Below are 21344 nucleotides of genomic sequence, written 5' to 3'. Positions count from 1 at the left end.
CATGAGCGACATCCTCGACCGCATCATCGCGGTCAAACGCGAAGAAGTGCGCGTGGCCGAACAGAGCGCGCCGCTCGAAGCACTGCGCCTCGAAGCTTCGTCGCGCGACATCCGCGATTTCGTCGGCGCATTGCGCGCGAAACACGCGGCAGGTCTGGCCGCTGTCATTTCCGAAGTGAAGAAAGCGAGCCCGTCGAAAGGCGTGCTGCGCGAAAACTTCGTGCCGGCCGAGATTGCCCGTTCGTATGAAAAGCACGGTGCAGCCTGCTTGTCCGTCCTCACCGACGTGCAGTTCTTCCAGGGCAGCGTGGCGTATCTGCAGGAAGCGCGCGCCGCCTGCAGTCTGCCGGTGCTGCGCAAAGACTTCATCGTCGATCCGTACCAGATCGTCGAGGCTCGCGCGATGGGTGCAGACGCGATTCTGCTGATTGCCGCCGCTTTGGAAACCTCGCAGATGCAGGACCTGGAAGCGCTCGCGCATTCGCTGGGACTCGCGGTGCTGGTCGAAGTGCACGACAGCAAAGAGCTGACGGAAGCGCTCACGCTGAAGACGCCCCTGATCGGTATCAACAACCGCAATCTGCGCACCTTCGAAACATCGATCGAGACGACCATCGGCATGCTCGACTCGATTCCTGACGACCGTATCGTCGTTACGGAGTCGGGCATTCTGTCGCGTCAGGATGTCGAGCGTCTGCGGGCGATGGACGTGCATACGTTCCTCGTCGGCGAGGCATTCATGCGCGCAGAAGAGCCGGGCGTGGAACTTGCGCGGATGTTTTTCTAAACGCAGGTTCAACACGCAGGCTACGTAGCGGAGCAAGTCATGGGCATGGAACGTGAAATCAAGCTGACACTGCCGGTGAGCCAGGTGAGCGCGGCGACGCAGTGGTTCGTCGCGCGCACCGGCGACGAGGGCCGCCCGATCGAGTTGGCGAATATCTACTTCGACACGCCGAAACTGGCGCTGGCTAATTCGAAAAGCGCGCTGCGTCTGCGGCATACGCCGGACGGCTGGCTGCAAACCTTTAAGACAGTGGGCAACGCCAAGGATGGTCTGCACAGCCGGCACGAATGGGAAATGGCGGTGGCAGGCGAAAAACTCGAAATCGACGCACTGCTGCACGCATGCGACGAACCTGCTGCCGCTGAGGCCTTGCGCCGGGCGGCGCCGGAGTTGATCGAACTGTTCCGCACGAACTTCAGGCGCACGCTGTGGCATATCGAACTGGAAGGCTCGGAAGTCGAAGCCGCGATCGACCAGGGCGACGTTATTGCTGAGGTGAACGGCGAGGCGCGCCACGCCCCGATTTCCGAAGTCGAACTTGAACTGAAAACCGGCGACGAAACGGCGCTTAATGTGCTGGCGAAAGAACTCGGCAAGCAGGTAGATGGGCTGGCTCCAGACAATATCAGCAAAGCTCAGCGCGGCTATCAATTGCGGGCGGGTTAGACCCTCGGCGTCTGCGACGCGTGGGTTTGTGTCGCTACGTTTGTTTCCGCATTTCTGTTCGCAATACAGCCAGCCCCGCCGCCGGTCGCACGCCAGCACAATGCGCGGTCTTGCGCCGCACAAACTTGAGCTAGCCGGCGTTTGCTGCGACACTTCCCCGCCATGACCTCAGCTTCCCGCACCCGCTCCAATCCGTCGCAAGCCTCGTTGTTCGGCGACGCCTCTGCCACGCCGGCCGTCGCAACAGCGCAGCCCCAGCAGACACCCGCAGCCGCCGGCGCACCACCACCGACGCTCGAAGCCCAATTCGCCGCCCTGCCCCCGGCCTGGCGCGCACACCTTACGCCGTTCATCGAAAGCGACGCCTACGCGCCGCTGTGCCGTTTCGTCGACGGTGAGCGGGCGGCCGGCAAAACCGTCTATCCTGCCGACGTCTTCCGGGCTCTGCGCCTCACCAGTCCGGACGAAGTCAAAGTCGTGATCCTCGGCCAGGACCCGTATCACGGCGAAGACCGCGGCACGCCGCAAGCACATGGCCTGGCGTTTTCAGTGGCGCCGAACGTGCGCACGCCGCCGTCGCTGCGCAACATCTTCAAGGAAATCGCCGCGAGCCTCGGCCACGAGCCGCCGCGTCATGGCTGCCTCGACACATGGGCCAGACAGGGCGTGCTACTGTTGAACACCGTGCTAACCGTCGAGCGCGATTCGGCCGCGAGTCACGCGAAACGCGGCTGGGAGAAATGCACCGACACGCTGATCCACGAACTGGCCATGCGCCATGACGGCCTCGTATTCATGCTGTGGGGCGCCCATGCGCAAGCCAAACGCGCGCTGCTCGGCGGCAAGTCGCATTACGTGCTGGAGGCGCCGCACCCGTCGCCGCTGTCGGCGCATCGCGGCTTTCTCGGCTGTGGGCACTTTGCGTCGGCTAACGAATATCTCGTGAAGCACGGCCGTACGCCGATCGATTGGCGCTTGCCCGACGAAGCGCAGATGCTGGCGTAAGGCTAATCGCGCGAGACACGCCGACGCCGGGCAGCAACTGTAAACCGGGGGCCAAGGACCGCTAGTCCAGGATCACAGCCGCAAAAGCAAAACGCCACGGAACTCATATCCCGTGGCGTTTTTTCATCCCACCGCGCCGCGATCACGCGGCGCGAGATAAACCTCAAACTTTACGCAGCAGCGATCGCTTCACGCGCGCTAGCCAGCGCTGCATCTGCAGCGTCCGGGCCCATGTTCAGGCCTTCGGCGTAGATGAAGTTCACGTCGGTCATGCCGAGGAAGCCCAGGAAGCTCTTCAGATACGGCGTTTGGCTGTCGTTCGGGGTGCCTGCATACTTGCCGCCACGAGCCGAAACGACGAACACCTTCTTGCCCTTCACAAGACCTTCCGGACCATTCGCCGTGTACTGGAACGTGATACCGGCGCGTGCGATGAAGTCGAAGTACGTCTTCAGTTGCGACGAGATGCCGAAGTTGTACATCGGGGCGCCGATCACGACGACGTCGGCGGCTTGCAGTTCGGCGATCAGTGCTTCGCTGCGCGCAGACATCGCGGCTTGTTCCGGCGTGCGCTGGTCAGCCGGCGTGAAGAACGCGCCGAGGACGGCGTCGTCCAGATGCGGCAGCGGTTCAGCTTGCAGGTTACGGACGACGACTTGCGCGCCCGGATTCGATTGTTGCAGCTTTGCGGTCAGCTCGTTGACGAGCAGCGTCGAGTTTGCGCCTTGCGAGCGGGCTGCCGAGTTGATTTGCAGGATCGTGGTCATGGTTGACTCCAGTAGGGGCGCGCAGTGTTGCGCGAGTGGAGCCATTGTGGTTTTTTACTGCCCCGGGAAAAAGCCACCCGGCAGCGAAGGATTGTTGCACTGGTAGAACAATCCCCCGCTTTGAACCGCCGACTAGCACCGCCGAGATTACGATCAACTTGCGATCCAGCGCTCCCGCGCCTTGCGCGCGGCAGCCCGCTTGTCGCTCACGGCGAGCTTGTAGCGCGACACCTCAGGCCCGTCCAGCTTGACTTGCGCGGTACGCAGTTCGTCGCGGCGGAAGGCATGGACTTCGACTTTTGCACCCGGCAAATAGCGCGACAGCAGCGAATCAAGATTCGAGCCGGTTACGCGCAGACCGTCGAGCGCGATCAGCACGTCGCCCGCCGAGAGGCCGGCTTTTTGCGCGGCGCCGCCGTCGTGAACCGCCGCCAGTGTGCAATCCGCGCCGCCGCGCACGCGCGCGCCGAGCGACGGCTTGCCGTTCTTTTCCAATTCCGGCGCGAGCGTGACGCCGAACGGCACGAGCAGCGTCTCGAGGGGCAGATCGCCCGTGCCGTACACAGCTTCGGCGAACAATTCGCCCAGCTGCACGCCGGTCGCTTCGGCAAAAATCGTCTCGATCTCACCTTCTTCGACGCCGACGGGCTTGCCACGATAGAAGTCGCGCCCAAACCGCTGCCACAGCAGGCGCATCACGTCGTCGAGCGATTGGCGGTTATTGGTCTGCGCGCGAATCGTCAGATCGAACGCGAGCGCAACCAGCGAGCCCTTGGTGTAATAGCTGACAATCGCGTTCGGCGCGTTTTCATCCTGCCGATAGTATTTGACCCAGGCGTCGAACGAGCTTTCGGCCACCGTCTGCTTCAGACGGCCACTGCCCCGCAGCACGCCGCCAATCACCTTGCCGAGCATGCCGAAATACTCGTCTTGCGAGATCAGGCCGCTGCGCACGAGGATCAGGTCGTCGTAGTAAGAGGTGAAGCCTTCGAACAGCCACAGCAGCGGCGTGTAGTTTTCGACGCTCAAGTCGTACGGCGCAAACACGGCCGGCTTGATGCGCTTCACATTCCAGGTGTGAAAGTATTCGTGGCTGCACAGGCCGAGGTAGGTTCGGTAGCCCTCGGTGGCCGCGTCGCGGCCTACCACCGGCAGATCGCCGCGATTGCAGATCAGCGCGGTCGAGGCGCGATGTTCCAGTCCGCCATAACCATCGGTGACGGCCTGGGTCATGAACACGTAACGGTCCATGGGCGCCTTCTTCGACTTCGGCTCGAACAACGCGATCTGCGCTTCGCAGATGCGCTTCAGATCGGCGGACAGACGCGCCATATCAAGCCCGACCACGCGCCCCGCGACCACGATATCGTGTGGTACGCCGTGCGCCTTGAACGTCTCCAGCGCGAACTCACCCAACGTGACCGGGTGATCGATCAGCTCGTCATAGTTCTGCGCGCGATACTCGCCGAAGCCGTAGCGCTTCGTGCCGCGCATCTCCGGTAGCGCGGTCGCGACACGCCAGTTGCGATGCGCCGCGCCTTCCGGCTTCTGGATATCGACCACACACTGTGCTTCCTCGTGACCGAGCGGCGACAGGAACACGCTGGTGCCGTTGAAAAAGCCCGTCGTCTCGTCAAGATGCGCCGCGCGCACCGACAGATCCCATGCATACACCTCGTAGCGCAGCGTTAGCGCGCCTTTGACCGGCGCTGCCTGCCACGTGTGCTTGTCGGTCTTTTCGACGCGCACCTTCCGCCCCGCGTCATTGGTGGCGCGCAGCGTGACGATGTTGCGGGCAAATTCGCGCACCATATAGCTGCCGGGAATCCACACCGGCAGCATGAAACGCTGGCCGGCCGGATCGGGATCGGCAACGGTCACGGTGACTTCGAACAGATGGGCGGCGGGTTGTTTGGGAACGATGGTGTAGCGGATCGGCTTCATCGGCGGCGATTAGGAAGTTTCTGGCGGAGCGGTTCAGGGCTTGATGTGAAAGGAGGCGCACTGCGCGCCTCCTTTCTTCGACTTGTGCTGCGTGCTCAGTGCACGGCGGACATTTCCTTGTCCAGACGGTCTGCCGGCACGGCGCCGGGCAGACGGCGGCCGTCGGCGAGGAACACGGTCGGCGTGCCGTCGACGTTCATCGCGTGGCCGAGCGCCAGGTTCTTGTCGATCGCGGCGGTGTCGCAGGTGGCGGCTGCGGTGGGCGCCTGATGATTCTGCATCCACGATTCCCACGCCTTCGCCCGGTCGGTCGAGCACCAGATCGATTTCGACTTGGCGGTCGAATCCGGCGACAGCACCGGGTACAGGAAGGTGTAAACCGTGACGTTATCGATCGACTTGAGCGTGGTTTCGAGTTGCTTGCAGTACGGGCAGTTCGGATCGGAGAACACGGCGATCTTGCGCGCGCCGTTGCCCTTCACAACCTTCACCGCGTTCGCGAACGGCAGGCTCGCGAAGTCGATGCGGTTGGTTTCCGCCAGACGCGCTTCGGTCAGATTCTTGCGGGTCTTTGCGTCGACCATGTCGCCGAGCATGAGGTAATCGCCGTTCGCATCGCTATAGATGATCTGCGTGCCGAGGTTCACTTCGTACAGCCCGGCAATTGGCGACTTGGTCACGCTCTTGATCGTCACGTCGGTCAGACGCGTTTGCAGCGTGGCTTTGAGCTTGTCGGTGGTTTGATCGGCCTGCGCGGAGCAGCCGATTGCCACGGCAGCGATCGCGAGCACGACTGCAGCGATGCGGAAGGATTTTTTCATGCTGAATTCCTGGAGTTCAATCGCGCGCATTGCGCGTTTTTGGGACGTTTGTGGTCTGACCAGAATGGCGTCCATCTGTTCATGATACCCGTCTCGCCGGCCCGGTATGCCGGCTGGGGCGCATTACCCCAGCGCGGCCGACACCAGCCAGCGCTTGATGAACGGCTGCGCGCCGACAAATGCCATACCGGTATTGCGCAATACCTTGGCAAACGGCCCGGGCGCCGAGAAGAGCTTTTGCAGGCCGTCGGTGGCGATCATCAGCGCGCGGATATCTTCGCGGCGGGCGCGCTCGTAGCGGCGCAGCAGCACCATGTCGCCGAAATCGCGGAACGCTTCCTTACCGGCGACCGTCTCGACGAGCGCCGCGACGTCGCGCAAACCGAGGTTCATGCCCTGGCCCGCCAACGGGTGAATCAGATGCGCGGCATCGCCGACCAGCGCGACGCGCGGCGCCACCAGTTTGTCGACGGTTTGCAGCGCGAGCGGGAAGCCTTGCGCGGGCGTCACGCACTCCAAAGCGCCGAACTGCTCGCCCGTCACGCGCTCGACTTCAGCCGCGAGTTGCGCCGGATCGAGTGCGAGCAGCTGCTCGGCGTGCTCGGTGCGCGCCGACCAGACCAGCGACACGTGGCCCGCCGGCATCGGCAGCAGCGCGATGATTTCGCCGTCCCTGAACCATTGGTAAGCGGTTTCGCCGTGCGGCTTGTCGGCCTTGAAATTCGCGACCACGCCGGTTTGCTTATAGTCGCGCCGGTTCATTTTCGAGCCGATCTGTGCGCGCACCCATGAATGCGCCCCGTCCGCACCGACCACCAGACCGGCCTCGAGCACATTGCCGTTGGCGAGACCGACGCTCGCGGCGTCGGCGGTAAAGTCGAGCGCCTGCGCGCGCGAGTCGATCCAGGCGAGATTCGGCTGGAAACGCAGCGCGGCATCCAGCGCGCGCTCGATCACCGACGACTCGACGATCCACGCCAGTTGCGGCACGGATGCCTGAAACGCGGAAAAATGGAGTTCGGCGTGTGCATCGCCGTAGACGCGCATGTCGTAGACGGGCCCGAGCTTTGACAGATCGAGTGCCTGCCAGACCCGCAACCGCTCCAGCAGAGCCTGCGAACTCGACGACAGCGCGTAGACCCGCGAGTCGAAGCTAGCGCCCGGCGGCAGCGCCGCGCAGGGTTGCGCGAGCAGCGCCACGCGCAGCCCGCCTTGCGTCAGCGCCAGCGCCGCGGTCTTGCCGACGAGCCCGCCGCCGATCACGGCGGCATCAAAGGTCTGGTGGTGTGCGTTCATCCGCGCATTATAGCCGCGGGGGTTGCGGGGGACGGATCGAGCCCTCGGCTTTACCGCCGGCAGATCAAGAACCCGATCCGAACGGGTTACAATTGCGCTTTCCGTGACAAAACTCGCCCAGAATCGTCGAGGCAACGCCCCGATCTGGTGTCTTGTCCCGCTCCGCTGCGCTTCCTCCGCCACGCCAAACGCGAAGGCTTTTCGAATCCTGCACACAGCGTCGAGCGCATCACGCAACTTACTGATTCACTGAAGGATTTCCATGAGCCTCAAATGCGGCATCGTCGGCTTGCCTAACGTCGGCAAGTCCACCCTGTTCAACGCGCTGACCAAGGCGGGCATCGCCGCCGAAAACTATCCGTTCTGCACGATCGAGCCGAACGTCGGCATCGTCGAAGTGCCGGACGCGCGCCTGAAGGCCCTCGCCGAAATCGTCAAGCCTGAGCGCATCCTGCCGGCGGTGGTGGAGTTCGTCGACATCGCCGGACTCGTGGCCGGTGCGAGCAAGGGCGAAGGTCTCGGCAACCAGTTCCTCGCGAACATCCGCGAAACCGATGCGATCACGCACGTGGTGCGCTGCTTCGAAGACGACAACGTGATCCACGTCGCGAACAAGGTCGATCCGCTGTCGGATATCGAAGTGATCAACACCGAGTTGGCGCTGGCCGACCTCGCTACGGTCGAAAAAGCGCTGTCGCGCTATTCGAAGGCCGCCAAGTCGGGGAACGACAAGGAAGCCATCAAGAACGCCGCGGTGCTGGAAAAAGTGCGTGCCCAGCTCGACCAGGCCAAGCCGGTCCGCGCGCTCGACCTGTCGGATGAGGAAAAGGCCACGCTCAAGCCGTTCTGCCTGATCACCGCCAAGCCGACCATGTACGTCGCCAACGTCAAGGACGACGGTTTCGAGAACAACCCGCACCTCGACGCAGTCACGAAGTTCGCAGCAGCCGAAGGCGCGCCGGTGGTCGCCGTGTGCGCGGCGATCGAAGCGGAAATCGCCGACCTCGAAGAAGCGGACATGGAAGTGTTCCTCGCCGACATGGGCATGGAAGAGCCGGGCCTGAACCGCGTGATTCGTGCGGGTTTCAAGCTGCTGGGTCTGCAAACCTACTTCACGGCCGGCGTGAAGGAAGTGCGCGCGTGGACCATCCATATCGGCGATACCGCGCCGCAGGCAGCGGGCGCGATCCACACCGACTTCGAGCGCGGCTTCATTCGCGCGCAGACGATCGGCTTCAACGACTTCATCACCTACAAGGGTGAGCAAGGTGCGAAGGAAGCCGGCAAGATGCGCGCGGAAGGCAAGGAATACGTCGTGCACGATGGCGACGTGATGAACTTCCTGTTCAACGTTTGAGGCTTCGCCTCGCCGTGAGGCGGCAATTGGCGACACGCTGAAAGCCGCAGCCGTATCTCCATAGAACAAATAGCCCGCTCGCTGCGGGCTATTTGTTCTCTACTGCGAAACCGCGGCTACATTTTGCGCTGAACACCTTAACGGCATGACCGTACCGAGCTTGATCGCGGCCATCTGCAACGGCGAATCCGCCAGCACCGAATCGATCCCCATACACGCCGCCGCCAGATAATCGGCCGCGCTATTCACCCCGATCGCGAGAATCCGCACGTCCGGGGTCCGCCTGAAGCAGGCTACCGTTGCAGGCGTCCACAGCGTCGCGGTCACTTCCGAACGACCCTCGCCCAACGTGAACTGCTCGACCACCGTCAGTGCCCGGTGCATCTCGAACGCGGTCGACGTGTGTTGCGCGGGAGCGTCCACACAGCCCTGGTTGAGCAGCACGCCCAACAAGCGTTGGCGCGTTGCGTCGCGCGATTCATAAAGCTGTGCCTGCGTATAAATGCCGAAGCTCTGCTGGTACTGCGCATCGGTCGAATAGATCGTAACGCGCGACCACGCATTCTCCTCGCTCAGCACCTGGGCCACCGCCTGAGCTTGCGGCTGAGCAGGTATTGCCTTCATATCCAGTACGACCGGCATGCTCGAGGGGATCGCACGCAGTGCTTCACGCAGGGTTGGAATGCCCACCGGCTGGGTGCGATACGGGTACGTGTCGCCACGACGGAAAGTCCAGCCTGCGTTCACGCGCGCAAGCTCTGCAGCGGTGTGCGCGGAAACCGGGCCTTTCGCGTCAGTCAGCGCCGACAGGTCGGCGGGACGATACAGGACAGGCACGCCGTCCTTGCTCAACTGGACGGAGAGCCACATGGCGTCTGCATGATGCGCGATCGACTGGCGAATCGCCTCGAGCGTGTTCTCGGGCGCGTCGCCCGTGCCGCCGCGATGGGCGACGATCTTCGGCAACGTAGCAACCGGCAGCGCGCCGCTGTCCGCCGCCACGCGCGTCAAGGGGCAACCGGCCAGCACAAGGCCCATTACCGCACCACACAGCGCAAATCGCATTGATCGAAGCATATGGAATCCTGATTGACGAACGTCATGATAGTGCGTGCCCAATTCAAGTACCGCCCGGGCACCCCTCTTCCCATCTCGATGTCAATCGAGACCACGCGCTCGCAGTGATGTTCGCCGGTCGAGGTTTTGCCTTGACCTCGCGCAAACCGGCGCCTTCAGACGCGGATTGTTTCCGTTTCGTGACAGCCGATGTTAAATTGCGGCATCCTGCGCCTGTCAAAAGTGGGCCGCCGCCCGGAAACCGACGCCGGACTGTCATCGAACACAAATAGAATCGCGCGATTCGCATTCGCGCCCGGTCGACAAAGGAGACAAATCGATGAGTTGCAAACCGCTATTCCGTTCGCTTTCCGTCGCTGCCGTATTGAGCTTCGGCCTCAGCCAGGCAGCCCACGCCGCGACTGAAATCCAGTTCTGGCACGGCATGGAAGCCGCCCTCGGCGAGCGTTTGAACGACATCGCCAACGCGTTCAACGCGTCGCAAAGCGACTATAAGATCGTGCCGGTATTCAAAGGCACATACGACCAGACGCTCGCCGCCGGCATCGCCGCTTATCGCAGCGGCAATGCACCGGCCATTCTGCAGGTCTACGAAGTCGGCACCGCGACGATGATGCAGGCGAAGAAGGCCGTGATCCCGGTCTCGGAAGTGTTCAAGCAAGCCGGCGTACCGCTCGACGAAAAGGCCTTCGTGCCGACCATCGCCAGCTACTACAGCGACGCCAAAACCGGCGAACTGATCTCGATGCCGTTCAATAGCTCGACGCCGGTGTTGTACTACAACAAGGACGCTTTCAAGAAGGCCGGGCTCGATCCGAATCAGCCGCCGAAAACCTGGGCCGAATTGCAGGTGGACGCGCAAAAGCTGAAGGCGTCGGGCATGGCATGCGGCTATTCGTCAGGCTGGCAGAGCTGGATTCAACTCGAAAACTATAGCGCCTGGCATGGCGCGCCGTTCGCGTCGAAAAACAACGGTTTCGACGGCGCCGACGCGCAGCTGGAATTCAACAAGCCGCTGCAGGTCGCGCACATCCAGTTCCTGCAGAACATGCAGAAGGAAGGCACCTTCACTTACGTTGGCCGCAAGGACGAACCGGTGTCGAAGTTCTATAGCGGCGACTGCGGGATCATCACGAACTCGTCCGGCTCGCTCGCGACGATCAAGAAATACGCGAAGTTCAACTTCGGCACCGGCATGATGCCGTACGACGCCAGCGTGAAGGGCGCGCCGCAGAACGCGATCATCGGCGGGGCAAGCCTGTGGGTGCTGTCGGGTAAAGATCCGGCGGTGTACAAGGGCGTGGCGAAGTTCCTGTCTTATCTATCGTCGGCGCCGGTTGCCGCGAAGTGGCATCAGGACACCGGCTATCTGCCGGTCACGACCGCCGCGTATCAACTGACGCAGCAGCAAGGCTTCTACGAGAAGAATCCGGGCAGCGATACCGCGATCAAGCAGATGCTCAACAAGCCGCCCCTGCCGTACACGAAGGGCTTGCGTCTGGGCAACATGCCGCAGATCCGCACCGTGATCGACGAAGAACTCGAACAGGTGTGGGCAGACAAGAAGACGCCGCAACAGGCGCTCGATTCTTCGGTGTCGCGTGGCGACGAGTTGCTGCGCCGCTTCGAGAAAGCCGCTAACTAAGCACTAACTAAGCACTAGCCGGCAAGGTTTCGGTGCGCCCGCACCGAAACCCGTTGTTGCAGCAAAACCTGGGAAACTTCGATGGAAAAGCGCTCTAGCTTCGGCACCAGCGTGCTGCCCTACCTGCTCGTTGCGCCGCAACTTCTGATCACACTGCTGTTCTTTCTGTGGCCGGCGGGTGAAGCGTTGTGGCAATCCACACAGAGCCAGGACGCGTTCGGCACGTCGAGCGAGTTTGTCGGCCTGGCCAATTTCAAGCAGTTATTCGCCGATCCGCTTTATCTGTCGTCGTTCAATACGACGCTGATTTTCTGTGCGCTCGTCACCGTCTGCGGATTGGTGATTTCGCTCTTGCTGGCAGTCTGCGCGGATCGCGTGACCCGCGGCGCCAGGACTTATCAGACGCTACTGATCTGGCCGTATGCGGTCGCTCCGGCGATCGCCGCCGTGTTGTGGTCGTTCCTGTTCAACCCGAGCATCGGCCTCGTCACCTATGCGCTCGCGAAGTACGGCATTGTGTGGAATCACGCGTTGAACGCGGGTCAGGCGATGTTTCTGGTCGTGCTGGCATCCGTGTGGAAACAGGTCAGCTATAACTTTCTGTTCTTTTATGCCGGCTTGCAGGCCATTCCGCGTTCGCTGATCGAAGCGGCGGCCATCGATGGCGCCGGTCCGGTGCGGCGTTTCTTCGGCATCGCGCTGCCGCTGCTCTCGCCGACCAGCTTTTTCCTGCTGGTGATCAACATCACGTACGCGTTCTTCGACACCTTCCCGGTGATCGACGCCGCCACCGGCGGCGGCCCCGCGCAATCGACCCGCACGCTGATCTACAAGATCTTCGCGGAAGGCTTCCAGGGGTTGGACATCGGCAGCTCGGGCGCGCAGTCCGTCATCCTGATGGTGATCGTCGTCGCGTTGACGGTCGTGCAATTCCGCTTTATCGAACGCAGGGTTCAATACTCATGATCGAGAACCGCCGCGGTTTCGACCTCTTCTGCCATGCGGTGCTGATTCTCGGCGTCGTGCTGGTGGTGTTTCCGGTGTACGTCGCATTTTGCGCGGCGACGATGAGCGAGCACGAGGTGTTCAGCGTGCCGCTGTCGCTGGTGCCGAGCACGCATCTGTTCGAAAACATCGCGACTGTCTGGTCGCATGGCAGCGGCAATGCGGCGGCGCCGTTCGGCCGCATGCTGTTCAATAGCCTCGTGATGGCGCTGGTGATTTCGATCGGCAAGATCGCCATCTCAATGATCTCCGCGTATGCGATCGTGTTTTTCCGCTTTCCGTTTCGCAATCTGTCATTCTGGCTGATCTTCATCACGCTGATGCTGCCGGTCGAAGTGCGGATATTTCCAACTGTGCAGGTCGTGTCGTCGATGCATCTGAGCAATACGTACAGCGGCCTGACCTTGCCGCTGATCGCATCGGCCACCGCCACCTTCCTGTTTCGCCAGTTCTTCATGACGCTGCCCGACGAACTGATGGAAGCGGCGCGTATCGACGGTGCCGGCGCAATGCGTTTCTTCTGGGACGTGGTGCTGCCGCTGTCGAAAACGAACATGGCGGCGTTGTTCGTCATCACGTTCATTTATGGCTGGAATCAGTACCTATGGCCGATCCTGATTACGAGCCAGCAATCGCTGACGACAGCCGTGGTCGGCATCAAAAGCATGATCGCATCCGGCGACACCGCAACCGAATGGCATCTCGTGATGACCGCCACGCTGCTCGCCATGCTGCCGCCGCTCGCCGTCGTGCTGACGATGCAGCGCTGGTTCGTGCGCGGGCTGGTGGACTCGGAGAAGTAACTCGCGCAGCTTCGGCGAGCTTCGACGCCGGACATGGAATCAAGAACACCGCGCGCTACGCGGCAAGCAACGAAAAGGCTAAAACGGCATGGCTGCACTGACTCTGCAAAGCGTTAAAAAGACCTACGACGGCAAACAGTTCGTGTTGCACGGCATCGACGTGGAGGTCGCGGACGGCGAGTTCGTCGTAATGGTCGGCCCGTCGGGTTGCGGCAAATCGACCTTGTTGCGCATGGTGGCCGGGCTCGAAGGCATTTCCGACGGCACTGTCTCGATCGCCGGCAAAGTGGTCAATCAACTGGAGCCGAAGGATCGCAACATCGCGATGGTGTTCCAGAACTACGCGCTGTATCCGCACATGAGCGTCGCCGAGAACATGGGCTACGCGCTGAAGATCGCCGGCGTCGATCGTGCGCAGATTGCGAAGCGCGTGCAGGCGGCGGCGCAGATTCTGGAACTGGAAGCATTGCTCACACGCAAACCGCGCGAGTTGTCGGGCGGACAGCGGCAACGTGTCGCGATGGGCCGAGCAATCGTGCGCGAACCAGCGGTGTTTCTGTTCGATGAACCGCTGTCGAACCTCGATGCAAGGCTGCGCGTGCAGATGCGTCTCGAAATCCAGCGCCTGCACGCGCGGCTCGCCACCACCAGCCTGTACGTCACGCACGATCAGATCGAAGCGATGACGCTCGCGCAACGCGTGATCGTGATGAACAAGGGTCACGCCGAACAGATCGGCGCGCCGACGGAGGTCTACGAACGCCCGGCGACGGTGTTCGTCGCGAACTTCATTGGCTCGCCGGGCATGAATCTGCTGGAAGGCCGGGTGTCGGATGACGGTTCAACATTCGAAGTGGCTGGCAACGGGCCGAAGCTGCCGCTGACAGGCGTGGCGGCAATTGGGCGCGAAGTGGCCAAAGGACGCGAATGGACGCTTGGCATTCGTCCGGAGCATATGACGCCGGGGCAAGCGGACGTTGCGCACGCCACGTTGACCGTCGATTCCTGCGAACTGCTCGGCGCGGACAACCTGGCGCACGGCCGCTGGGGCAAACACGACGTGACCGTGCGCCTGCCGCACACGCATCGGCCCGCAGCCGCCGAAACGCTGCAAGTCGCGCTGCCGGCGCAGCATCTGCATTTCTTCGATCCGTCGACAGGGCGGCGAGCAAACTGACGTCACCGCGCCCCCTCTGCCGCCTCACCCCCACCCCGAAGTACAATGCCACCTGATCCACCCGCCCGCGCGCGGGGCGTCGCGAAGTTCGACGCCGAGCTCGACGCCGCGCCGGCCGGCGCCGGGCGCACTGCCCGGCTACAACACCCATTACCCATCCACCCACGACCGCCCGCCCCCACGCGGCCGGCGTCGTCAACGTCTATTGCAAGCAAATGGCCCAATACGTCTTCACCATGAACCGGGTCGGCAAAATCGTGCCGCCCAAGCGTCAAATCCTGAAAGACATCTCGCTGTCATTCTTCCCCGGCGCGAAGATCGGCCTGCTCGGCCTGAACGGCTCGGGCAAGTCGACGCTGATCCGCATCATGGCTGGTGTGGACAAGGACATTGAAGGCGAAGCCACGCCGATGCCGAACCTGAACATCGGCTATCTGCCGCAGGAACCGAAGCTCGATCCGAGCAAGACGGTGCGTGAAGCGGTCGAAGAAGGTCTCGGCGACGTCTTCAACGCGCAGAAGAAACTGGACGAAATCTACGCGGCTTACGCGGAACCGGACGCCGACTTCGACGCACTCGCCGCCGAGCAGGCGAAGTACGAAGCGATTCTGGCCACCACCGACGGCAGCGCGGAACAGCAGATTGAAATCGCCGCGGACGCACTGCGTCTGCCGGCGTGGGATGCGAAGATCGAACACCTGTCGGGTGGCGAAAAGCGTCGCGTGGCACTGTGCAAGCTGCTGCTCGAAAAGCCCGACATGCTGCTGCTGGATGAACCGACCAACCACCTGGACGCGGAATCGGTCGACTGGCTCGAACAGTTCCTCACACGCTTCCCGGGCACGGTCGTCGCCGTCACCCACGATCGCTACTTCCTCGATAACGCCGCCGAGTGGATTCTCGAACTCGACCGCGGCCACGGCATTCCCTGGAAGGGCAACTACAGCAGCTGGCTCGACCAGAAGGAAGAGCGTCTGAAGCAGGAAGAGTCGTCGGAATCGGCGCGTCAGAAGGCGATCAAGAAGGAACTGGAGTGGGTGCGCCAGAACCCGAAGGGCCGTCAGGCGAAGTCGAAGGCGCGTATTGCCCGCTTCGAGGAACTGAACAGCCAGGACTATCAGAAGCGCAACGAAACGTCGGAAATCTTCATCCCGGTCGGCGACCGCCTGGGTAACGAAGTGATCGAGTTCAAGAACGTCACCAAGTCGTATGGCGACCGTTTGCTGCTCGACGACGTCAGCTTCAAGATTCCGGCGGGCGCAATCGTCGGGATCATCGGGCCGAACGGCGCCGGTAAGTCCACGCTGTTCCGCATGCTGACCGGCCGCGAACAACCGGATTCGGGCGAGATCGTGCAAGGCCCGACGGTCAAGCTCGCGTACGTGGACCAAAGCCGCGACGCACTCGACGGCTCGAAGACCGTGTTCGAAGAAATCTCCGGCGGAGCGGACGTGTTGACGGTCGGCAAATACGAAACGCCTTCGCGGGCTTACATCGGCCGCTTCAACTTCAAGGGCGGCGATCAGCAAAAGACCGTCGGCAATCTGTCGGGCGGTGAGCGCGGCCGGCTGCATCTGGCGAAGACGCTGATCGCGGGCGGCAACGTGCTGCTGCTGGACGAACCGTCGAACGACCTGGACGTCGAAACGCTGCGCGCGCTGGAAGACGCGTTGCTCGAGTTCGCTGGCTCCGTCATGGTGATCTCGCACGATCGCTGGTTCCTCGACCGGATCGCGACGCACATCCTGGCGTTCGAAGGCGATTCGCAAATCACGTTCTTCGACGGCAACTACCAGGAATACGAAGCGGATAAGCGCGCACGCCTCGGTGAAGAAGCTGCGCGTCCGAAGCGCCTGCGTTACAAGCCAATCGCGCGATAAATCGCGAGCCCGGTGGCCCGCTCGTTGGCTGATGAGCGGGCTGTTTTGCTGGCCGCTGTGCCGGTCATTTTGCTCACCACAGCGCGCACCGGAAACGCCTGACGTGCACAGGGTGGGCGGTAAGGCACACACATTGCGTCCCACGGACGTGATACACGTCGTCCCGGCCGGATGCACACGTTTCCGGCTTCAAATCAAGCGTCGGTCAAACCGGCGCATGCACGTGCCGATCAATGCCACACCGCGCCCCGCGCGGCGACGAGGAGGCAAGCATGGCGATGTCGAAGGGCAAGCGCTGGGCTATTGCCATAGGTGGCGTGCTGCTGGTGCTGATCGTCGTCGCGGTCGGTGCGCTGCAGTTCGCGCAGCGCGAAGTCAAAGAGCGCGTGATCGCGGCGCTCGGTCCGTTAGGCAGCGCCGAAAGCATCGACGTCGGCCTCACCGCAGTCCATCTCACCAACGTTCTGCTCAAAGCGCCGGCCGGATGGCCCGCTGGCGATCCTTTGCGAGCCGATGAAATTACCATCACGCCCGATATCCGCGATTTGCTCGCGCGGCGCATGCATATTCGTAGCGTGGTGGTGCGCGGCTTCGACATCGCCGTGCTGCGCACCAAGGACGGCACGATCCACCTGGTGCCGAATCTGCGCGAGTCAGTGAACAAGTCCGACGAAGAAGCCGGCGGCGGCGCAGCGACCGCCCCCCGCGAAAAGCTGATCGACCACATCAGCTTCGAGCAAGGCAACTTCCATTTCTACGATATGTCCGTCGGGCCGCCGCCATTCAAGGTGACGGTGAGCCATGCCAACGCGACGGTCGATCACCTGCAACTGCCCGCGCTTACCGAACCGACCAACGTCGACGTCACAGGCTCGATCAAGGGACCGTCGCACACGGGCACGGTCTCGTTCGGTGGCTGGATCAAGATCGCCAGCAAGGATTCGCAGACCACCAGCAAGCTGCGCGGCATCGATGTCGTGATGCTCGATCCTTACCTGCTGAAGAAGGCCGGTGCGAAGACGCAAGTGACAGGCGGCACGGTCGACCTGACCGTCGAATCGACGGTGCGCAACTATCGGTTACACGCGCCCGGCACGGTGACGATCCACCATCTGCAGCTCGCCGACAGCGACAATCCGCTGGACACCTTCATGTCGATTCCGACCAAGGCTGCCATCGCGGCGCTCAAGACGCACAACGGCGATATCACGCTCCATTTCGAGCTCGACGGAGACCTCCGCGACCCGAAGTTTTCAGTGCAGGAGGGGCTGATGAAGCGCCTCGGCGCAGGATTTGCAAATGCGCTAGGCGTGAGCGTCGAAGGCGTGGCAAAGGGCGCCGGGGAAACAGTGAAAGGCTTGGGTAATGCGTTGAAGAATCTGCTCGGGCAGTAGGAGTCGGCGCAAGGCGCCGACTCCTCACCGCTTAAACCGGCAACCCCAGTTCGCGCAATTTAGCTTCGGTTTGCGCGGCGCCCGTGTGATGCACGCCGTGCCAGCCAAGTGCCGTTGCGGCCTCGGCGTTTTTCAGATTGTCGTCGATGAAGACGAGTTCGCCTGGCTGGATGCCCGGCAGTTGCGCCTCGATGCGCTGACGCATGGCCGCGAAAATCGCCGGATCAGGCTTAACCAGCTTCACCCTGCCCGACACAACGATGTCGCGGAAGCGCCGCAGCACCGGGTAATGCTCCCACGCATAGGGAAACGTCTCTGCCGACCAGTTCGTCAGCCCAAACAGCGGCACATCGGCCGCCTCGAGCTTCTCCATGATTGCCACGCCCTCTTCCAGCACGCCGGCTACCATCTCGTGCCAGCGCTCGTAGAACGCGCGGATCAGCGGTTCGTGATCGGGAAACTTCGCGATCAACTCGTCTGTCGCCTCGACGATCGGCTGGCCGCAGTCCTGGCGGATCACCCAATCCATCGAACAGACGTGGGTGAGAAACCAGCGGCGCTCCGTTTCGTCAGGAATCAACTGACGATAGAGGTACTCGGGGCTCCAGTCGATCAGCACGCCGCCGAAATCGAACACGACTGCCTTGATGGCCATGCACGCTCCGTCAGTAAGGTCCTGGCGGCGAGATCAGACAGGTTGCGTACGCAGTTCCAGCCACGCCTTGGCCTCGCCCGAGACATGCGGCGAAAGGCGCATGCGCACCATCTCGTGATACGCGTTGAGCCATGCGCGCTCGTCATCACGCAGCAGCGGCAAGTCGAGGCAGCGCGTGTCGATCGGGCACAGCGTCAGCGTTTCGAACTTGAGGAAATCGCCGAACTCGGTTTTCTCCCCGGGCACGTTCAGCACCAGGTTCTCGATCCGCACGCCCCACTTGCCCGGCCGGTAAATGCCCGGCTCGACCGAGGTGATCATGCCTTCTTCCATCGCCGTCCATGGTTCGGCCGGCGCGTAGTGCGAAATCACCTGCGGGCCTTCGTGCACGTTCAGGAAATATCCCACTCCGTGACCGGTGCCATGACCGTAGTCGGCGCCGGCTTCCCAGATCGGCGCACGGGCGATCGCGTCGAGCATCGGCGAACGAATACCGCGCGGGAATGTTGCGCGCGACAGCGCCATGGTGCCTTTCAGCACGATCGTGAAATCGCGCCGCTGTGCCTCGCTGATGGTGCCGATCGGCACGACGCGGGTGATATCGGTCGTGCCGCTCAGATACTGCGCGCCCGAATCGATCAGCAACAGGCCATTGCCCTCGATCACCGAATGCGATTCCTCGGTCGCGCGGTAGTGCGGCATCGCTCCGTTCGCGTTGAAGCCGGCGATCGTGGCAAAGCTGAGCGACACGAAGCCCGGACGGCGCGCGCGGGTTGCCGTCAGGCGTTCGTCGATCGTAAGTTCGGTGATCGTTTCGCGGCCCAACGCGCCTTCGAACCACGCGAAGAATTCGGCGAGCGCCGCGCCGTCCTGTTCCATCGTCTCGCGCACATGCTCCGCTTCTGCCCCGGTCTTGCGCGATTTGATAAACGTGGACGGATTGACCGCCTCGACCACGTTCACCGTGGACGGCACGGATTGGAGCGAACCATATGTAATGCGGCGCGGGTCGATCAGCAGCGTGCTGCCGGCCGGCAGCGCGGCCAGCGCATCGGCCGCCTTGGCGTACGGCTCGACGCTGATGCCGTCGCGCGCGAGCGCGTCGGCCAACGCTTGCGGCACCTTGCCGTCGGCGACGAAGAGCGACACGCTCTGCGGACCGATCAGCGCGTGCGCCACGAATACCGGGTTGTAGCTGACATCGGCGCCGCGCAGATTCAAAAGCCATGCAAGATCGTCAAGCGTGGAAATGAAGTGCCACTGCGCGTCCTTCTCCGCCATTGCGCGGCGAATCTGCCCGAGCTTTTCCGAACGGGCGACGCTCGCGTGCGGCGCGGCATGCTCAAACACGGCGGCGGCGGGCAGCGACGGGCGCTGCGGCCAGATCGCGTCGAACAGATCGACGTCGGTGCGCAGCTTCACGCCGCGCGCGGTGAGCGCCTGGCTCAACGCACGCGCCGCCGACACACCGACCACGGCACCGTCCACACCGACCGTGGCGCCGGTCGCGACGTTCTGCGCAAGCCATTCGAAATGCGGCGCGGTCTGCTGACCGCCGGTCATCTTCATCAACTGAACACCGGTGCCGGCCAGTTGCGCGTTGGCTTGTTCCCAATAGCGGCTGTCGGTCCACACGCCGGCGAAATCGGCGGTCACGACCAGCGTGCCGGCCGAGCCGGTAAAGCCCGACAACCACTGTCGGCCTTGCCAGCGCCCAGGTAGATATTCGGAAAGATGCGGATCTGCGGACGGCACCAGATAGGCGGCTACGCCTTCACGCGCCATCGCATTGCGCAATGTCGCGAGCCGTTCGGGGATAGAGGAGGTTTCGGGGAGTCGGGCATTCATCGGAGTCACCTGCAAAAATTCATCGACGGGAAAGCAAGCCGACCGTCACGGCAACGGCGACCAGCGCGACGGCGGTACATACCGGCCATTCGAACGTATCGCCATCATGAAAGAGACCAACCACATTGCCGGCCATGCGCGCGACACCCGCGCCCAGCACGCCGGCCAGTAACGCTACCCACCATCGGGCGCGGCTCGAACGGCGCAGCGGATGCAGCAACCAGCCCGCGAGACCGATCCCCGCGCCCAGCACCAGGATTCCAGGCCACCCCATCAGCGGCAGGCCTCGCGCAGTTTCAGATTCGTCTCATGGGCGCAAGAGGCCGGGACAGCTAGCATTTTTGTCTCATTAACTATAGAGGTTCAGCACGGCGCTTTCCGCATAGCGGTTGAGTTTAGGGGTCGGGGTGATGTTAGGCAAGCTGTAAGCCTTACGGAGAAGCCTGGCCCGAGGTAATTGCCAAGCTGAAAGCGTGCCATGCGAATCGCCCTTATCGAGCCGGACCTACGGCACGCCACCCTGGTCGCCCGGCTGATCTTTGCCGGTGGCCATGTGTGCCAGCACTTCTCCGCGAGCGCACCGTTCCTGCGTCGCGCCGCCGACGAATTCTTCGATCTTCTCATCACAGAAAGCTGGGCGGGCGACCATTCCGCCGAAGACGTGATCCCGCGCGCCCGCTCCATCCTGCCGGGCTTGCCGGTGATTGTGCTGCTCTCGGAGCCACGCGAGAGCCAGATCGTTGCCGCGCTGCACGCCGGCGCCGACGACTGCCTCACCAAACCGGTCCGCGGTCCGGAAATGCTGGCCCGGGTAGACGCGCTGCTGCGGCGTGCGGGCCTGCGTCGACTACCCAACCGGCGACGCGACACGATCGGCGGCTATGCGTTCGACGCGGCGCAGTTTGCTGTCACATTCCGTAATCACACCGTCGCCCTGACGCCGAAGGAGTTCCGCTTTGCGCTGCTGCTATTTACCAATCTGTCGCGGCCGGTGTCACGCGCGCATATTCTCGAAACCGTCTGGACACGCCGCCGTGACGTAAGGTCGCGCACTGTCGACACCCATGCATCGCGCGTGCGGACCAAATTGCAACTGCGCCCGGAGCACGGTTATTGCCTGACACCGCTTTACGGCTACGGCTATCAACTCGACGCGGTCCCGCCGGAAGCCGTTGTGGAGGCCGATGACGCGCGCAGAATGAAAGAATCGTGAAAAC

General features: G+C 62.7%; 19 protein-coding genes. 11 read left to right on the top strand and 8 right to left on the bottom strand.

The features are described 5' to 3' along the window. The first annotated feature begins 1 nt into the window (after nt 1). The 3 genes from trpC (at nt 2) to P3T22_RS25660 (ending at nt 2458) form a co-directional block, all read left to right on the top strand. A complete protein-coding gene (gene trpC, locus P3T22_RS25670; protein ID WP_429326511.1) occupies nt 2-787 on the top strand; it encodes an indole-3-glycerol phosphate synthase TrpC in 786 nt (261 codons plus the stop codon). A gap of 39 nt (nt 788-826) precedes the next feature. Continuing rightward, nucleotides 827-1453 carry a CYTH domain-containing protein gene (locus P3T22_RS25665; protein ID WP_429326510.1) on the top strand — a complete coding sequence of 209 codons (627 nt, stop codon included), beginning with the start codon at nt 827-829 and terminating at the stop codon, nt 1451-1453. Between the two features lie 162 nt (nt 1454-1615). Further along, nucleotides 1616-2458: a uracil-DNA glycosylase gene (locus P3T22_RS25660; protein ID WP_063497454.1), complete on the top strand. Its 843-nt coding sequence runs from the start codon at nt 1616-1618 to the stop codon at nt 2456-2458. Between the two features lie 170 nt (nt 2459-2628). On the opposite strand, the gene P3T22_RS25655 is transcribed toward P3T22_RS25660, so the two are convergent. The 4 genes from P3T22_RS25655 to P3T22_RS25640 all read right to left on the bottom strand — a co-directional run bounded on the left by P3T22_RS25655 (nt 2629) and on the right by P3T22_RS25640 (nt 7286). After that, nucleotides 2629-3225 (bottom strand): FMN-dependent NADH-azoreductase, encoded by a 597-nt coding sequence (locus P3T22_RS25655; protein WP_063497455.1) that lies wholly within the window; start codon nt 3223-3225, stop codon nt 2629-2631. A 153-nt stretch (nt 3226-3378) separates the two neighbouring features. Next, entirely contained in the window at nt 3379-5169 is a 1791-nt protein-coding gene (locus P3T22_RS25650; RefSeq protein WP_429326509.1) for a M61 family metallopeptidase, read from the bottom strand. A 95-nt stretch (nt 5170-5264) separates the two neighbouring features. Then, nucleotides 5265-5990, bottom strand: a complete 726-nt coding sequence (locus P3T22_RS25645; RefSeq protein WP_063498098.1) for a DsbC family protein — start codon at nt 5988-5990, stop codon at nt 5265-5267. Between the two features lie 123 nt (nt 5991-6113). After that, complete coding sequence (locus tag P3T22_RS25640; protein ID WP_429326508.1) at nt 6114-7286, bottom strand: UbiH/UbiF family hydroxylase; 1173 nt, start codon at nt 7284-7286, stop codon at nt 6114-6116. A 262-nt stretch (nt 7287-7548) separates the two neighbouring features. Between P3T22_RS25640 and ychF the strand changes: the two genes are divergently transcribed. Further along, on the top strand, nt 7549-8643 hold the full coding sequence (ychF, locus tag P3T22_RS25635; protein WP_063497458.1) for a redox-regulated ATPase YchF: 1095 nt from the start codon (nt 7549-7551) through the stop codon (nt 8641-8643). A gap of 99 nt (nt 8644-8742) precedes the next feature. On the opposite strand, the gene P3T22_RS25630 is transcribed toward ychF, so the two are convergent. Next, entirely contained in the window at nt 8743-9720 is a 978-nt protein-coding gene (locus tag P3T22_RS25630) for a glycerophosphodiester phosphodiesterase family protein (protein ID WP_429326507.1), read from the bottom strand. A 319-nt stretch (nt 9721-10039) separates the two neighbouring features. On the opposite strand from P3T22_RS25630, the gene ugpB reads away from it, so the two are divergent. From ugpB to P3T22_RS25600, 6 genes are all read left to right on the top strand, one after another. Then, entirely contained in the window at nt 10040-11365 is a 1326-nt protein-coding gene (gene ugpB / locus P3T22_RS25625) for a sn-glycerol-3-phosphate ABC transporter substrate-binding protein UgpB (RefSeq protein WP_063497460.1), read from the top strand. 81 nt (nt 11366-11446) lie between these two features. Next, the gene (ugpA, locus tag P3T22_RS25620) at nt 11447-12331 is read left to right on the top strand and encodes a sn-glycerol-3-phosphate ABC transporter permease UgpA (protein ID WP_429326506.1); all 885 of its coding nucleotides are present in this window, start codon (nt 11447-11449) and stop codon (nt 12329-12331) included. Then, nucleotides 12328-13173 carry a sn-glycerol-3-phosphate ABC transporter permease UgpE gene (gene ugpE / locus P3T22_RS25615; protein WP_063497462.1) on the top strand — a complete coding sequence of 282 codons (846 nt, stop codon included), beginning with the start codon at nt 12328-12330 and terminating at the stop codon, nt 13171-13173. The genes ugpA and ugpE overlap by 4 nt, the downstream gene beginning before the upstream one ends. 88 nt (nt 13174-13261) lie before the next feature. Beyond that, a complete protein-coding gene (locus tag P3T22_RS25610; RefSeq protein ID WP_429326505.1) occupies nt 13262-14350 on the top strand; it encodes a sn-glycerol-3-phosphate import ATP-binding protein UgpC in 1089 nt (362 codons plus the stop codon). Nucleotides 14351-14565: 215 nt separating this feature from the next. Next, the gene (gene ettA, locus P3T22_RS25605) at nt 14566-16230 is read left to right on the top strand and encodes an energy-dependent translational throttle protein EttA (RefSeq protein ID WP_063497464.1); all 1665 of its coding nucleotides are present in this window, start codon (nt 14566-14568) and stop codon (nt 16228-16230) included. Between the two features lie 272 nt (nt 16231-16502). Next, entirely contained in the window at nt 16503-17624 is a 1122-nt protein-coding gene (locus P3T22_RS25600) for a DUF748 domain-containing protein (RefSeq protein ID WP_429326504.1), read from the top strand. Between the two features lie 31 nt (nt 17625-17655). On the opposite strand, the gene P3T22_RS25595 is transcribed toward P3T22_RS25600, so the two are convergent. The 3 genes from P3T22_RS25595 to P3T22_RS25585 are packed head-to-tail and all read right to left on the bottom strand — an operon-like array spanning nt 17656 to nt 20401. Next, nucleotides 17656-18279, bottom strand: coding sequence for an HAD family hydrolase (locus tag P3T22_RS25595; RefSeq protein ID WP_429326503.1), 624 nt, complete (start codon nt 18277-18279; stop codon nt 17656-17658). A gap of 33 nt (nt 18280-18312) precedes the next feature. Next, nucleotides 18313-20127: a M24 family metallopeptidase gene (locus P3T22_RS25590; RefSeq protein ID WP_429326502.1), complete on the bottom strand. Its 1815-nt coding sequence runs from the start codon at nt 20125-20127 to the stop codon at nt 18313-18315. Nucleotides 20128-20146: 19 nt separating this feature from the next. Then, nucleotides 20147-20401, bottom strand: a complete 255-nt coding sequence (locus tag P3T22_RS25585) for a hypothetical protein (protein ID WP_063497468.1) — start codon at nt 20399-20401, stop codon at nt 20147-20149. A gap of 204 nt (nt 20402-20605) precedes the next feature. Between P3T22_RS25585 and P3T22_RS25580 the strand changes: the two genes are divergently transcribed. Then, nucleotides 20606-21340: a response regulator transcription factor gene (locus P3T22_RS25580; RefSeq protein WP_429326501.1), complete on the top strand. Its 735-nt coding sequence runs from the start codon at nt 20606-20608 to the stop codon at nt 21338-21340. Nucleotides 21341-21344 lie beyond the last annotated feature (4 nt).

The organism is Paraburkholderia sp. GAS348, assembly GCF_050434205.1.
Classification (GTDB): domain Bacteria; phylum Pseudomonadota; class Gammaproteobacteria; order Burkholderiales; family Burkholderiaceae; genus Paraburkholderia.
This window is presented reverse-complemented; position numbering and strand designations above follow the sequence as displayed.